At 47.1% G+C, this 14,750-nt stretch carries 15 protein-coding genes; 2 read left to right on the top strand and 13 right to left on the bottom strand.

Translation table 11 applies throughout. The features are described 5' to 3' along the window. Nucleotides 1-12 precede the first annotated feature (12 nt). Nucleotides 13-576, top strand: a complete 564-nt coding sequence (locus I2B62_RS02600) for a TetR/AcrR family transcriptional regulator (protein ID WP_195267409.1) — start codon at nucleotides 13-15, stop codon at nucleotides 574-576. Nucleotides 577-668: 92 nt separating this feature from the next. After that, a complete protein-coding gene (locus tag I2B62_RS02595; RefSeq protein WP_195267408.1) occupies nucleotides 669-1,289 on the top strand; it encodes a class I SAM-dependent methyltransferase in 621 nt (206 codons plus the stop codon). Between the two features lie 114 nt (nucleotides 1,290-1,403). Here the strand turns inward: I2B62_RS02595 and I2B62_RS02590 are convergent, their stop codons facing one another. The 13 genes from I2B62_RS02590 to I2B62_RS02530 form a co-directional block, all read right to left on the bottom strand. Beyond that, complete coding sequence (locus I2B62_RS02590; RefSeq protein WP_195267407.1) at nucleotides 1,404-1,871, bottom strand: hypothetical protein; 468 nt, start codon at nucleotides 1,869-1,871, stop codon at nucleotides 1,404-1,406. Nucleotides 1,872-1,939: 68 nt separating this feature from the next. Continuing rightward, nucleotides 1,940-4,567: a pyruvate, phosphate dikinase gene (gene ppdK / locus I2B62_RS02585; RefSeq protein WP_195267406.1), complete on the bottom strand. Its 2,628-nt coding sequence runs from the start codon at nucleotides 4,565-4,567 to the stop codon at nucleotides 1,940-1,942. 5 nt (nucleotides 4,568-4,572) lie between these two features. Next, nucleotides 4,573-5,394, bottom strand: coding sequence for a pyruvate, water dikinase regulatory protein (locus I2B62_RS02580; protein ID WP_195267405.1), 822 nt, complete (start codon nucleotides 5,392-5,394; stop codon nucleotides 4,573-4,575). Then, nucleotides 5,378-6,025, bottom strand: coding sequence for a helix-turn-helix transcriptional regulator (locus I2B62_RS02575; RefSeq protein ID WP_195267404.1), 648 nt, complete (start codon nucleotides 6,023-6,025; stop codon nucleotides 5,378-5,380). The genes I2B62_RS02580 and I2B62_RS02575 overlap by 17 nt, the downstream gene beginning before the upstream one ends. Nucleotides 6,026-6,180: 155 nt before the next feature. Next, nucleotides 6,181-6,771, bottom strand: a complete 591-nt coding sequence (locus I2B62_RS02570) for a helix-hairpin-helix domain-containing protein (RefSeq protein ID WP_195267403.1) — start codon at nucleotides 6,769-6,771, stop codon at nucleotides 6,181-6,183. Between the two features lie 5 nt (nucleotides 6,772-6,776). Continuing rightward, the gene (gene hisJ, locus I2B62_RS02565) at nucleotides 6,777-7,622 is read right to left on the bottom strand and encodes a histidinol-phosphatase HisJ (RefSeq protein ID WP_195267402.1); all 846 of its coding nucleotides are present in this window, start codon (nucleotides 7,620-7,622) and stop codon (nucleotides 6,777-6,779) included. Nucleotides 7,623-7,732: 110 nt separating this feature from the next. Then, on the bottom strand, nucleotides 7,733-8,491 hold the full coding sequence (locus I2B62_RS02560) for an amino acid ABC transporter ATP-binding protein (protein ID WP_279354763.1): 759 nt from the start codon (nucleotides 8,489-8,491) through the stop codon (nucleotides 7,733-7,735). Between the two features lie 12 nt (nucleotides 8,492-8,503). Beyond that, nucleotides 8,504-9,169 carry an amino acid ABC transporter permease gene (locus I2B62_RS02555; protein ID WP_243259392.1) on the bottom strand — a complete coding sequence of 222 codons (666 nt, stop codon included), beginning with the start codon at nucleotides 9,167-9,169 and terminating at the stop codon, nucleotides 8,504-8,506. Between the two features lie 73 nt (nucleotides 9,170-9,242). Then, a complete protein-coding gene (locus tag I2B62_RS02550; protein ID WP_195267401.1) occupies nucleotides 9,243-10,082 on the bottom strand; it encodes an ABC transporter substrate-binding protein in 840 nt (279 codons plus the stop codon). 142 nt (nucleotides 10,083-10,224) lie between these two features. Further along, nucleotides 10,225-11,394, bottom strand: coding sequence for a TraB/GumN family protein (locus tag I2B62_RS02545; RefSeq protein WP_195267400.1), 1,170 nt, complete (start codon nucleotides 11,392-11,394; stop codon nucleotides 10,225-10,227). A gap of 13 nt (nucleotides 11,395-11,407) precedes the next feature. Continuing rightward, nucleotides 11,408-12,397 carry a lipoate--protein ligase gene (locus I2B62_RS02540; RefSeq protein ID WP_195267399.1) on the bottom strand — a complete coding sequence of 330 codons (990 nt, stop codon included), beginning with the start codon at nucleotides 12,395-12,397 and terminating at the stop codon, nucleotides 11,408-11,410. A 56-nt stretch (nucleotides 12,398-12,453) separates the two neighbouring features. After that, entirely contained in the window at nucleotides 12,454-13,467 is a 1,014-nt protein-coding gene (locus I2B62_RS02535; RefSeq protein WP_195267398.1) for a LacI family DNA-binding transcriptional regulator, read from the bottom strand. 24 nt (nucleotides 13,468-13,491) lie between these two features. Beyond that, nucleotides 13,492-14,742, bottom strand: a complete 1,251-nt coding sequence (locus I2B62_RS02530) for an aminotransferase class I/II-fold pyridoxal phosphate-dependent enzyme (RefSeq protein WP_195267397.1) — start codon at nucleotides 14,740-14,742, stop codon at nucleotides 13,492-13,494. Between the last annotated feature and the right edge of the window lie 8 nt (nucleotides 14,743-14,750).

The raw sequence follows: 14,750 nt of genomic DNA, 5'->3' as shown, positions 1-14,750 counted from the left end.
CGAGGTGATAAAATGCGAGTATCAAAGGACCCGGATATCCGAAAACAGGAAATTTTAGATGTTGCCATGCGTGTTTTCGCGGAAAAAGGCTATGAAACCACAACCATGAAGGATATTGCCAGAGAAGCCGGTGTTGTAGCTGGGTTATGCTACCACTATTTTCAAAATAAACATGCGCTGTATCAGGAGGCCCTCACACAGTATGCCAAAGCTTGCAGCAAGCCCTTTGCAGATATTTTTAAACAGATCGAGCTGCCTTTAAACAAGTGTATCGACATCCTGGATAAAATATCTGAAAATGAAGTGGAAAACTATAAATACCGCGACTTTTTTGACAAAGACGGCAATGAGCTATTTCATGCCCAGCTGGAAGTATATATGTCAAAGGAGATTTTTCCGCATCTCGAAACCTATATTAAAAGTCTGATGGATCGCGGCGAAATCGAAAAAAATGACGCGCATCTGCTGGCGCATTTTATATGGGGCGGCCAGATGGCAGTCACTAACAACGCCGCCGGACCGGTTAAGGAAAAGAATCTTTTTTTAAAGCAGATGCTCACCCTAATCCTAAAATAAACCTGTTCTGATACCCGTCTCTTTGGGCGGGTAAAAAAATACCCATTCATTGAATATCCGTCAATGAATCATGATCAATGGAGGAATCATTTATGAAAAATACCAGAAGCACCAAACAGACAACCATCGACTATTTTAACAGCACCGCGGAGGATTATGATCAAAGCTCTGATGGTAAATTCGTCCGCTGTATGTATGATGATATCGTGGAGCGCGTTCTTGATCTGAAACCAAAAACCGTTTTGGATCTGGGCTGCGGCAATGGTAATATCATCGCCCGCCTGCAAAAGCTTTCAGACGCCGATTATTATGGTTTAGACATCTCAGCGGCCATGATTGCCCAAGCTGAAAAACGACTGACCGGCGTTCATTTTGTGGTAGGTGACGCTGAAAAGCTACCCTACAAAGCTGATAAATTTGACGTAATTGTCTGCAACGCTTCATTTCACCACTATCCCCGTCCAACAGCAGTTATCCGTGAAATACAGCGTGTTTTGAAAAAAGATGGAACGCTCATTTTGGGCGACCCAACAGCCCCTTTTAAACTGCTGACGGGCTTTTTAAACAGCGCTATGGCCCACAGTCATTCCGGTGATCACCACATCTACCATAAATCTGAAATCATCGGTCTCCTCAGCCAAAATGGGTTTAAAGTCAGCAGCTGGACCAAGCCCAGCTATAAAACCTTTATTTTAAACGCAAGGCTTTCGTAGGCAGATTAAAAATGTTTAAAAAATAAAAAGTAAAAATCGAACATTAACAAATCTTTCGTTTTTTACAGGTATGCCATTTACAAATTTAAAGTTGTTTTGGTATTCCTACATTTTTTACTCCTCATCCTCACCGGAGACAGTAATCTTATAGCCTTTTTTCACGGGCTCATCCTCATCATCCAAAGAAAGGCGCACGGGCTTTTTGATCTCTACCAGGCTCATTTGGCTGATCTCGCGTTTGACGGCCCGGTCGATGGCGGCACAGGTTCCTTCAAAATCGGTGTCAATTTCACGGTAGGTGTAGGCAATGCGTTTTAAGCCTAAATCTCTGAGCGCATCGCCCTTTTTCCCCAGTGAGCCGCTGCTGCTGTCCCCAAACTGCTTAAATTTTTCCAGCTCCACCACCAGTCTGGCGGATGGACAGAAGAAAAGAAAGCCATCGAAGCCTGGCAGTGCGCTGCGCTTAAAGGGTTCGGGATAGGTTTTAAGGTACTCGTTCCACAGCTTCTTTTCCTGGGGTGAGGTTCGTTCTTCAAAGTCTTTTAAGGTTGGTTTTTTCTTTTCGGTCTGTTTATAAGCCATGGGTTCCTCCTTTAAAAACGCTGGCCTGTTATAAAATAGCAGGCCAGCGTTTTTGTTAATTCATCATTCTATTTTTCTTTCATCTCCAGTGCAGCCTGCGCAGCGGCTAAGCGCGCGATGGGCACACGGTATGGTGAGCAGGAAACATAGTTAAGGCCCGCACTCTGGAAGAAGTGGATGGACTTGGGATCGCCGCCGTGCTCGCCGCAGACACCGATCTTGAGATCTGGTTTTGTTGTACGGCCAAGCTTGACGCCCATTTCGACCAGCTTGCCAACGCCATTGACATCAATACTCTGGAACGGGTCGTTCGGCAGGATGCCTTTTTCCTTGTATTCGCCAATGAATTTGCCTGCGTCATCTCTGGAGAAGCCGTAGGTCATCTGAGTTAAGTCATTGGTACCAAAGGAGAAGAATTCTGCTCTTTCGGCAATTTCATCTGCGATCAAGGTTGCTCTTGGGATTTCCATCATGGTCCCTACTTTATAGTCAATGTCGGAACCCTTTTCTGCCTTGATCTTTTCAGCGGTTTCCCTTACAACATTTTCGACATAGTCCAGCTCTTCCTTCATACCGATTAACGGGATCATGATTTCTGGGACGATGTTGTAGCCATCTTCTTTTTTCACTTCGATGGCAGCTTCCATAATGGCTCTTGTCTGCATCACCGCAATTTCCGGAAAGGTGACTGCAAGACGGCAGCCCCGGTGTCCGAGCATCGGGTTGAATTCTTCGAGGCCATGGATCGTGCTCATCATTTCATCCATACTCATATCCATATCTCCCGCTAAAGCTTCGATATCTTCCGGTTCAGTTGGCAGGAATTCATGCAGTGGCGGGTCCAGCAGACGGACGGTTACCGGCAGATCCTTCATGGCTTTGTAGATACCCATAAAGTCTTCCTTCTGCATTGGCAGCAGCTCGGCCAGATATTTTTCGCGCTGTTCTTTGGTCTTTGACAAGATCATACGGCGTACACTCGGGATTCTGTCTTCGTTGAAGAACATGTGCTCTGTACGGCAGAGCCCAATCCCTTCTGCACCAAAGCCTACCGCTACAGCGGCGTCTCTCGGGGTGTCGGCGTTTGTGCGCACGTTCATGGTTCTGCAGGCATCGGCCCATTCCATGAGCTGTCCAAAATGTCCGGAAAGCTCAGGTTCCTTTGTGCCGATGCTTCCCTTATAAACCTTACCGGCGGAGCCGTCTAAGGAGATATAATCGCCTTCGTAGATATATTCTGTACCAACTCTGAACTGCTTGGCGTCCTCATCGACCTTGGCTTCTTCACAGCCTGCCACACAGCATTTACCCATACCACGCGCAACAACGGCTGCGTGGGAGGTCATACCACCGCGTGCGGTCAGGATACCATTGGCAGCGTACATGCCTTCGATATCTTCGGGAGAGGTTTCTTTTCTTACGAGGATTACTTCCTCACCGTTTTCTGCCGCGGCTTTTGCTTCTTCTGCCGTAAAGTAGACCTTACCGGTGGCAGCGCCTGGAGAGGCTGGCAGGCCGCTGGCCAGAACGACCGCTTCCTTCAGCGCGGTTTCATCAAAGGTCGGGTGGAGCAGCTGGTCTAAGGATAACGGCTCAATACGCATAACAGCTTCTTCTTTGCTGATGAGGCCTTCTTCTTCCATTTCCACTGCGATTCTGAGCGCAGCCGGGGCGGTTCTTTTACCATTACGGGTCTGGAGCATGTACAGCTGGCCCTTTTCAACGGTAAATTCCATATCCTGCATGTCTTTATAATGTTTTTCAAGGAGTTCTGCGGTATCGTGGAACTGCTTGTAAACTAAAGGCATAATTTTTCGGAGTTCATCGATTTCACGAGGGGTACGGATACCTGCAACAACATCTTCGCCCTGGGCATTTACCAAAAATTCACCGAAGAGCTTGTTTTCGCCTGTGGCCGGGTTTCTTGTGAAAGCAACGCCGGTACCGGAGTCATCGCCCATGTTGCCAAATACCATTGACTGTACGTTGACAGCTGTACCAATGTCATGCGGAATATCATTCATATCCCGATAGACAAACGCACGCGGGTTGTTCCAAGATCTGAATACGGCTTCAACCGCCATTAACAGCTGTACGTTCGGATCCTGTGGGAAGGGCTTGCCGGTTTCCGCCAGAACAATTTCCTTATAGCGTCCTACCACTTCCTGCAGATGATCGGTTGTGAGCTGTGTATCAATCTGGAAGCCTTCACGGTCTTTAATTTCATCCAGAACATTTTCAAATTTATTTTTGTCAATTTCCTGCACAACATCACCGAACATCTGGATAAAACGACGGTAGCTGTCATAGGCGAAACGTTCGTTGGCTGTCTTTTCAGCCAGACCTACAACGGTTTCATCATTAAGGCCGAGGTTTAAGATGGTATCCATCATACCAGGCATTGAGATGCGCGCGCCGGAGCGTACGGATACCAGCAAGGGATTCTCCTTATTGCCGAATTTTTTCTTGGTAATGTCCTCCAAAACCGACATATGGCTGTTGATCTGGCCGATCATTTCATAGGTCAGCTTGTTTTCCTTCAGATACTCGATACACGCTTCGGTTGAAACGGTAAAGCCCTGTGGCACTGGCAGGCCGATTCGCGTCATTTCCGCTAAATTGGCGCCCTTTCCACCTAACAGGTTCCGCATGTCCGCATTGCCATCACTAAATAAATAAACCCATTTTTTATCCATATTGACTACCTCCTCATAATGGTTGCAAGTATGAAATTCGCAATTTCTTCAATTGCTTTGGATGTAACGTCGATAACCGTACACCCTAATTTATCAAAGAGCTCCTGAGCCTTGTCCAGCTCATATTCCACTCTTTTTAAACTGGCATAATTTGAATCTCCGGTAAGCTTCATGGTTTTTAAACGCTCTTCTCTGATGCTGACAAGCTTATTGGGATTTAAAATCAATCCGAATATCTTCTGATTAGATATCTCAAAAAGTTCTCTTGGCGGCTCCACCTCAGGCATGACCGGTATATTGGCGACCTTGAAGTTATTGTTCGCCAGATAAACGCTGATCGGTGTCTTTGAGGTTCGTGAAACCCCCAGCAGAATAATGTCTGCCTTGTTAAGATGATCCATGCGTTTTCCGTCATCATATTTAACGGCAAACTCGATGGCCTCCACCTTTTTAAAATAATCCTCATCCAGCCTGCTTCGGCTGAAGGGGTCAAGGTTCGGTTTAACACCTGTTAAAATCCTCAGCTCATCCATAAAGGGATCCAGCACATCGTAAACCGGCACCTGATTTTCCTTTGCTTTTTCTTTAACACATTTCAATAACTCCGGCGTTGTGATCGTACACACAATCAGGACATTTTTCCCCTTCGCCTCAGCTAAAATCTGATCAATCTCTCTCTTTTCGTGGACGAAGGAAAAAACCCTGACATCCTCAATCGAGTCCTCGAAATGGCCTCTCCCCGCCTTTGCCAGTACCTCGCCCGGTTCACCTAAGGAATCGGAGACCACGTACAGGGTTAAGGGCTTGTTGTCATTCATTCGTATCATCGTCTTTACCTAAGTTCACAACATAACGTGTAATATTGGTACGGGAAACCTTTCCGAGCAAGATTAAACGCAGGTTGTTTTTTTCATCCATTTCTTTTTTTACAATGGGCAGCGATTCGACTTCGTACTCCATGGTTTTAACCGCAGCGTCATAGACTGATTCGTGCTCCTCCAGATAAACAATATTGGGCATTCGGGTCATAATAATCGGAATCGGCAGGGTTTCAACATCCTTCCGGCCGATCATCGACTTGATGAAATCCTTACGCGAGACAATGCCGGACAGGTATTTTCCATTGACCACATAGAGCGTTCCCGCGTCTTTCGTAAACATAGTGATTATTCCGTCATAAATCGTCGTGTCTTCCTCGACAATTGTTGGCTCGGATTGAATGTCCATAACACTGATCGTTTTAATATAGCTGCCCATAACATGCAGCAGCGAACGCCCTGTATAATTATAGCCAACCTTCCGTTTTGCCTCCAGGATGCCCATCATGGTAAGCACCTTTAAATCAGGCCGGATCGTCGCCCGGTTGACGCCGAGCTGCTCTGCAATCTCAACACTTTTTACGGGCTCCCTCGCCTTAACAATTTCTACAATCTGGTTTTGTCTTTCTGATAGCTCCATTCAACCACCTGCCATTAATGTAACTTTTATATTATAAAGTATAACACATATGGCCAAAAAGTAAATAACTAATCCTGATACTTTTCTGTCATTTCATCTTATTATTTTGTTAAAACTTTGTCAACCTTTTCACAAACTCGTAAAAAAAATGATTTTCATATGGTGATGGCGTCCTTCAGCTTCTCAAAAACCTTGTCGCCGATGCGGTCAACCTCCTTTAAATCCTCAAGGGATTTAAAGAGACCGTTTTTTTCCCGGTAATCAATGATATTCTTTCCGATGGCGTCGCCGATTCCGGGCAGTGTTTTAAGATCCTCCAGGCTGGCGGTATTGATATTTATTTTACCCGCCGGCGCCACGCCGCTGACCGTACCGGCTTCTGAAACCTCATCTTTAGTATAAATATGGATTTTATCCTCATCCTCCAGCACTGACGCAAGGTTCACACTGTCGGTATCTGCGTTTTCGGCCAGGCCGCCCAGCTGTTCGATGGCGTCGATCAGTCTTGAGCCCGGGGCCAGCTTGATGACGCCGGGATGATTGACCGCACCGGTAATATGCACGTAGATCTCGCCGGTATTCGCCGCACTGTCCTCCGTATTGGCAGACGCTGTATCCGGAGCTTTCAGAACCGCCTTTTGCCGGCTGTCCTCCTGAAAACAGAGCCACAGGGCAAAAACAATCAAAACCGCTGCCATCACGCCGATATAGCCCCATTTTTTCAGGTCCTTATGTTTCTCATCCATGTCGCTCAGATCCGTTCCTCGGTCCAACTGCCCTTTTTTCGCACCATAATGGCCCTAAAACCGATTTTTTTTATCAATTCTAAAACTTCCTCGTATGCGTAATGAATTCCTTCTGTCGTATGTGAATCGCCGTTTAAGGTGATTGGTATTTTCCGCTCCTGTATTTCCGCCATCAGCCACGCTTCAGGGTAAAGGCACCGGTCACCGTAACGGATCATGCCACCAGTATTTATCTCGATGATTGATCCTGATGCTGTAATTTTGTCAAGACAGTCTTTTACCGCTTCCTGGTACCAGCTCTCCTGATCGTCAAAAAAGCGGTTATCTGTATTGTTTTTTTTGATGATATCCATGTGTCCCACAATGTCCGGCTTAAGCTTGACGGCCATATTTCCAAGCGCCTCATAATAACGCTGGACAAAGGTCTCAACCGAGCCGCCAAAACAGTCTCTGATCCCTGCCTCAAATATCTCGGGGGTGTAGTCAATATCCGCCACCGATCCATCTTTCAGCCTTCCGATGGTGTGGATCGAGCCGATAAAAAAATCCAGTTCCGGAATAAGCGCTCTGGAATCGCTGCTGATGTCCTCGTCCCACATAAAATAGTCGATTTCCATTCCCAGGCTGATGTCGATCTGTTCCCGGTACTTTTCTGCCAGAGCACGGACCTCATCCATATAGCTGCGGACCGTTTCCTTTTTCATCGTCCAATCGTTTTCATAGGGCAGCGGCGCGTGACCTGTAAAGCCAATGCTTGTCAGCCCTGCCTGAATGGCGGCCTGCACCATCTCTTCCAGTGAATTTTTGCCGTCGCAGTAGTTCGAATGAATATGATAATTTGAATGTACCATAACGCCTCCTTTAGAACACAATCTGTGAAACGCAACATCTTTAATATTGTAGCATAAAAAGAAGTATAAAAAAAAGCCCCTGGGGGCATTTTTTGAAATACATTACAACGCTAAAGAATTTTATTCAGGAAGCTCTGTGTCCGTTCTTCCTGTGGATTGAGGATAACCTCCTGAGGGGTACCCTGCTCACAGATCACGCCCTCATCCATAAAGATGACACGGTCTGCCACCTCACGGGCAAAGCCGATCTCGTGGGTTACGATCAGCATGGTCATCCCTTCATTGGCCAGCTGCTGCATGGTGGCGAGCACCTCGCCAACCAGCTCAGGGTCAAGTGCTGAGGTCGGTTCGTCAAAAAGCATAATCTTGGGGTTCATCGCCAGGGCCCGCGCGATGGCAACACGCTGCTGCTGTCCGCCGGACAGGCGCACCGGGTATTCATCCCGCTTATCCGCCAGGCCAACCATGTCCAGGAGCTCCAACGCCCGTTTTTGTGTTTCACCCGAATCGGCCTTGCGCACGATTCTGGGGGCGATTGTAATATTATCAATCACCGATAAATGCGGAAAAAGGTTAAAGTTCTGGAAGACCATCCCCAGGTCGCAGCAGAGGTTCTGCAGTTTTCCGGGATCGATTTTTTCCAGGTCCTTTCCGTTTTGACGCTTTTCCATCAGCTCGTCTTCGATATAGATTTCGCCTTCTGTAATGCGCTCCAGACGGTTCAGGCAGCGCAGCATTGTACTTTTGCCGGAGCCGCTGGGTCCGATAATACAGACTACCTCGCCGGAGGCAACTTCAAAATCGATTCCCTTCAAAACCTCAAGGGAGCCGAAGGATTTTTTTACATTGACTAATTTTACCATACTCATTGTTGTTACCACCTATCTCTTTTCATATACGCCAAGTTTATTTTCCAATTTATCAAATACCACCTGGAGGATGGTTGTCAGGAAAAGATAAATGACGGCCGCATAGATATAGTAGACCCAACTACCCGTGGCACTGGCCATGGTTTTGACTGTCCTCAGCAAATCGAACAAAGCGATTGTGGAGACAAGGGAAGTATCCTTCAGGAGCATGATCAGTTCGTTGCCCACCGGGGCTACCAGCCGTTTAAAGGTCTGGGGAATAATGATCTTACTCATCGCCTGCTTATAGCTCATTCCTAAAGCTTTCGCGGCTTCCATCTGACCATGGTCGATGGATTCGATGGCCGCACGGATAATTTCTGCCAGATAAGCTGTAGAGTTCAGGGAAAACGTAATGAACGCACAGATCATCGGGTCAATCTCAAAGGTTGCTCCGGTCATATCCAGATAAACAATCGGCACCGCATAAAAGATAATGAATAATTGCAGCAGCAGTGGCGTTCCTCTGAAGAACCAGATATAGAACCACGAGAGTCCATTCAGGATTTTATTCTTTGAGATTCTTCCCAGGGCTATAATCACCCCAAAAATTGCACCGAAGATAATCGCGACAACCGCAATCTCAAGGGTTACAATCGTTCCGTCAAAAATCGCCCACATCTGGGTTTGGTTTAACAAATTAATCGCTCCTTCTTAAGTAATAAGTCCGGCAGGCTGTTCTGCCGAACTTATTACCGTTTTTTTCTATGGATTATTCAATGACTTTGATTTCGGAGTTGATATTATTTGTCATATCTTCCCCAAACCATTTCATGGAAATCTCTGTCATTGTACCATTTTCTTGTAATTTTTTCAATGTTTCGTTTAATTTTTCGGTAAACGCATCTTCACCTTTACGTACAGTAACCGCAATTGGTTCATTGGTTAAAACTTCAGATGTTACTTCAAACAGCTCTGGCTTTTGAGCCACATAGTACATGGCTACGCCAACATCGGTCATAACATTGTCAATCTGTTTGCCTTCAAGGGCAGCGAAAGCATCCAGCATACCGTCGTACTGTTTGATCTCAACATTCGTTCCGGTCTGTTCCTTCAGCTTATGAGCGCCGTTGTCCGCGGTGGTCGCCAGCTGAACGCCAACCGTTTTGCCGGCAAGCTCTTCAAAGGTTTTTACAGGTGCGGCATCCTTGCGGGACACGATGACAATCCCGTTGGATACATAAGGATTTGTCTGGTTAAAGCCTTCCTGACGTTCCGGTGTGATACTGGTGCTGGAGATAATGGCATCATACTGTTTAGCGTTTAAGCCATTAAAAATACCATCCCAGGCAACAGTGGTAAAATCAACCTTTACACCAAGGTCTTCGCCAATGGCGTTTGCAAGGTCCACATCAAAACCTACCAGATTGTTCTGGTCATCTCTGAATTCCATCGGAAGATAGGTATCATCAACCGCAACGGATAAGGTACCATCGGCAATCGGATCATCACTCGAGGCTGAACCGCCTTTACCGCCACCGCTGCAACCCGCCAGTGTCACGGAGAACACCAGCATAAATGCCAAAGACAACACCAAAAATTTCTTTTTCATCATTTCCTCCTTTTATATACGAAAATTGATTAAAAGCATTATATCGCATATTGTATACATACACAAGTATTTTTTATAATAATACCTTGTTTTTTTCATTTTCTGCATGTTTATACAATTATTCGGAGGCAGATTGGGATTATCACGAGAATGTTTGTATAAAAATACCAATAATGTTCAGGCTGCCCGTTATGTTTCCAATGGCACAGCCAACATTCGTCAAAATAACCACCAGCAGTATCTTTGTCACCTTATTGTGCCAAAGGCCCTTAAAAGAGCCCAGATCCTTGGGCAGAGACTCAAAATCCTCCACCTTAGGCTTTCTGAAATGGGCTTCCGTGATACCTGAAAACCATCCAGCTGCCAAAACAGGACTCAAAGCGGAAATCGGCGCCGCGACAATGGCCGTGAGAATCGAGAGAATATGCCCTCCAGCCAGAAGCGCGCCAATTCCGGCCAGCGACGTGGTCCACAGAAGCCAGTTGCGCGTTTGCTCCCAGCCGGATCCGGGGTTGACGGTAAAAGTCACCAGCACCAGAAGGACCAGCAGAACCGGGATAGACCAGCCAATGATCTTTCCGGCTTTTGACTTAGGCGGTAAGGCTTCGAGCTCTGTGATGTCCTGCTCTTTGTAGAGCTCCTCTTTGATCCCGGGTACATGTGCTGCCCCCAGAACCGCAACCACCTTATTCCCCGGAGCGTTTTTAATTTTGTAGGCCAGGTACTGGTCCCGCTCATCGACCAGGTACTTCTTTACACCCTTAAAGGAATTGCCAAGCTCAGACAATGCCGCTGAGAGCATATCCTCTGTTTTCAATTCCTCAAGCTCTTCCTCGGTGATTTCTTCATCATCAATGATGCTCATGATGATTGTGGTCAGCAGCTTCATTTTTTCCCACAGGCTGCAGCCCTTCCAGATACGGTTAAAGGTAACCTGGATGCTGCGGTCTGCCAGCACCAGCTGAGCGCCGCAGTTTTTAGCAGATTCTATGCCCTGCATCATCTCCTGGCCGGAGCGGATGTCAAACTGCTCTGCCAGCTTTCTCTGATAATTGGACAAAATGATATTGGCGAACAAAAAGCCCGCCCGTCCATCCTTTATCACCTTTATAATGTCGGCATCTGCCCACTGCTCCTTCTGGTTCATCGACTCATATCTGCCGGCATCCAGCTCGATACAGACCGAATCGGGACACTCGGTCTCGATAAGGTTTTTGACCTCCGCCACACTTGTGGGGGACACATGCGCCGTTCCAATCAAAATGATCTCTTTGCCATTAACCTGGAGGCGCGTTATATTTTCTGATTCCAATCGTCCACACTCCCTAGCAAAGCATCAGATCAATGAATTCATCGTCTGACATACCATTGATATAATCCGACAGGCCGGTATCCCGCAGCACACGGCGCAGAACGCCTTCCTCGGGCTTTAAGCCGATCAGCTGCTCTTCAAGCTTTGTGATGTCGCCATTGCCAAAAAAATCACCATAGAAGTGTATGTCTTTAATAATACCCTTATCGACCGTCATTAAAACAGTTACGAGACCACAAGGGTATTTTCTTTCCCTTCTCAGGTTATACTCCGGAGACTGTCCATAATTCCATTCCCAGGTCGCATACTTTTCTTCCTGAAGCTTTTTAATGGCCGCGATATCGGCTTCGGTGAGGCTCCGTTCCTGAAGCTCCCCGTCCTCAAACATATAACTGACAAGGGCTTTCTTGAAGTCTTCCAGTGTAAAGCCCGGCTCCAGGTAGCTGACGATATTGGTCACCCGGCTTTTAACAGATTTTACACCCTTAGACTCAATTTTATCCTTTTTCACCTTCAGGGCACTCTGGACCGTGTCCAGCTTTGAGTTGAACAGAATCGTTCCGTGGTGGAGCACTCTGCCCCGCTTCGCGTACTGGGAATTGCCCGAAAACTTTTTGCCGTCGATGGTGATGTCATTGCGCCCGTTAAACTCGGCATTGACACCCAGACTCTGCAGGGCCTTGACCACCGGCTTTGTAAAGGACTGAAAATCAAAGGGTTTGCCGGAGTCGTTGTTGACGATAAAGGTAAAATTCAGGTTTCCCAGATCATGGTAAACCGCGCCGCCGCCGGTTAAGCGGCGAACCACCTTGATGCCCTGTGCTCTCACAAAATCCTGGTTGATCTCCTCGATCGTATTCTGGTGCTTGCCCACGATGATGGCATGATCATTCTGCCATAGCATAAAATAAGTTTCATTCTGGTCCATGGATTCAAAGACATATTCTTCAAATGCCAGATTAAACGTCGGGTCTGTGCTGTAGGTATTGTTAATAAAAATCATTTTTATATCCTCAAATACATGGATCGGCTGCCATAAAGACAGCCGAAAGCTCTTTTTTATTCACTTTTTAAATCTTTAACAGAATTGCGCATGAGCATTTCATAAGGAACAAAGACGGTTTTGGTTTCCCGTTCTTCCTTTTCGCACATTTTGATCAGCATTCTTGTGGCGATGGCCCCGATATCGTACATCGGCTGGCCAACAGTTGTGATCTGCGGTCTGGTCCATTCGGCAATCCAGAAATTGTTAAACCCGCAGATGCTCACATCGTCCGGAATAACCTTTCCGTTATCCTCAGCCGCGCGCATGGCGCCCAGAGCAATCTGGTCATTAAAGCAGAAAACATTGGTAAATTCTTTTCCGCCGGCCAGGGCTTCTTCCATCATGTGATAGCCGCCCAGTGTGCTCTGGCTTCCGAAGTAAACGAGGTCGTCGTCCAGCTCAACATTCCATTCGCCAAGGGCTTTTTTAATCCCCTGAAGGCGTTTCTGGTTAATGTAGCCTTCTTTATATTCATCATAGAAAATCGCAAACTTGGTATGGCCCATCTTCAGGCATTCAATGGTCAGGTCATAAGCCGCTGTTTCGTTGTCGATCAGAACGCCGCTCAGCTGTCCAGATTCGTCCGGCACACAGCCCAGGACAATTTCACTCGGCGCGTCAATCAGATCGTCTCTCAGCTCATCGGTCAGATGCTTGCCCACATAGATGATCCCATCACACTGCTTTTCAACAAGAACGCCCAGGGAGTTCTGTTCCTTTTCATGATCAAAGTCTGTATTACTCAGAATGATGTTGTAATTATAAATACCACAGACATCTTCCGCGCCACGCACCATTTCGGTATAGAAAGGGTTGGTAATATCCGGAATCATGATTCCAAGGGTATTGGTTTTCTGGATTTTCAGGCTCCGCGCAATGGCGTTAGGCTTATACCCTGTCTTTTTGATGGCCTCTAACACACGTTCCTTTGTCTCTTCGTTAACCAAAGGAATGTTGTTGACAACACGCGATACGGTTGCCACCGATACATTTGCTTCTTTTGCAACATCAACAATTTTTACTTTCAAAATAACACCTCCGTTTATTTGTTTTTAGCATCCCGCTACTTCTTTAATGGCGTCTAAGATCAGCTGCGGCGATTTGCGGCATTTTTCTTCCGATACGGCACATGGCGCAAAGCGCAGGCCCTTTGCCAGAGCGACAATGAACACATTTTTTTCCATCAGCAGATCGCTGACCGCCTTTGGATCTTCACAGGGGATGCTGATAAAAAATCCATCACAATAATTACAGAGCTTCAGCCCGATTTTTCCGGCTTCGTCTAAGAAGGCCTTTGCGCGCTTTTGTAAAATCGCTTTGTGGAAATCCTGCTCTGCGACAAAGCGGTCGCGCAGATTATCGTCTGTCATGATGTCTGCCAGCGTCTGCATGGCCCCTCTGGTTCCATTGGACCAGGTCCCGCGGTTTGAGTAGGCACAGGCCGCCGCAAATTCCTCGGCGATTTCCTCTGTGGGCGCTACACAGATAATGGCGCCGTTTCGCAGTCCATACATGGTAAAGCCCTTTGAGGCACTGTAGGCATAAAGCGGCAGAACATTTTCCGGCAGTCCGGAAAGCAGCGGCATAAAGGCCCGTGCGTCCTCACCCTTGCCGGCGAAATCGATATACGCGATATCGCAGAGAATGATGATTCGCGCGTCAGGATTGGCTTCTGCCATTTCGGTATAAAACGCGGTCAGTTCTTTCCATTCATCCAGCGAAATACTGTAGCCCGTCGGGTTGTGGGCCGGTGTGTTGAGAATGCTCAGCACTCTGTTCTGCTTTTTTAGCAGCTCTGTGAACGCTGCCTTATAGGCTTCCATATTAAAATTACCCGCCTCGTCAAACAGCTCAAAGGTGGTCGTTTTACGTCTGTTTTCATCGGCGATGGTGCTGTAGGGCGCCCAGTACCAGTCCGGAATCAGAATCTGGTCACCAAACTCGGTATAATTGCACACCGCGTGGCGCACTGCGCCGGTTCCACCCGGTGTCGCTATGGCGCGGATGTGGCCTTCTGGCCGGTAGGACTTAAAGCAGGCGTCCACTACCTTATCTAAAAATTCAGGAATCCCGGGAATGCCTGCGTAATCGCAGATCTGTTCGTCCGGCAGGCCCTTTAAAACGTCAAAAACGGATTTAAAGGCCACCAGATCGCCATGATCATCCATCAAAGCCCCAATCGTCGAGTTGATCACCGCCTCGGTTCCCAACTCCTTTGTTCTCTGCGCAGCTTCACCTGCGACTCTGAAAATCGGATCTGTTCCAGCCTCCCGGACAGAACTTTCAATAACCATACGTGACATTTTCTATT

The organism is Eubacterium sp. 1001713B170207_170306_E7, assembly GCF_015547515.1.
Taxonomy (GTDB): Bacteria; Bacillota; Clostridia; order Eubacteriales; family Eubacteriaceae; genus Eubacterium.
This window is presented reverse-complemented; position numbering and strand designations above follow the sequence as displayed.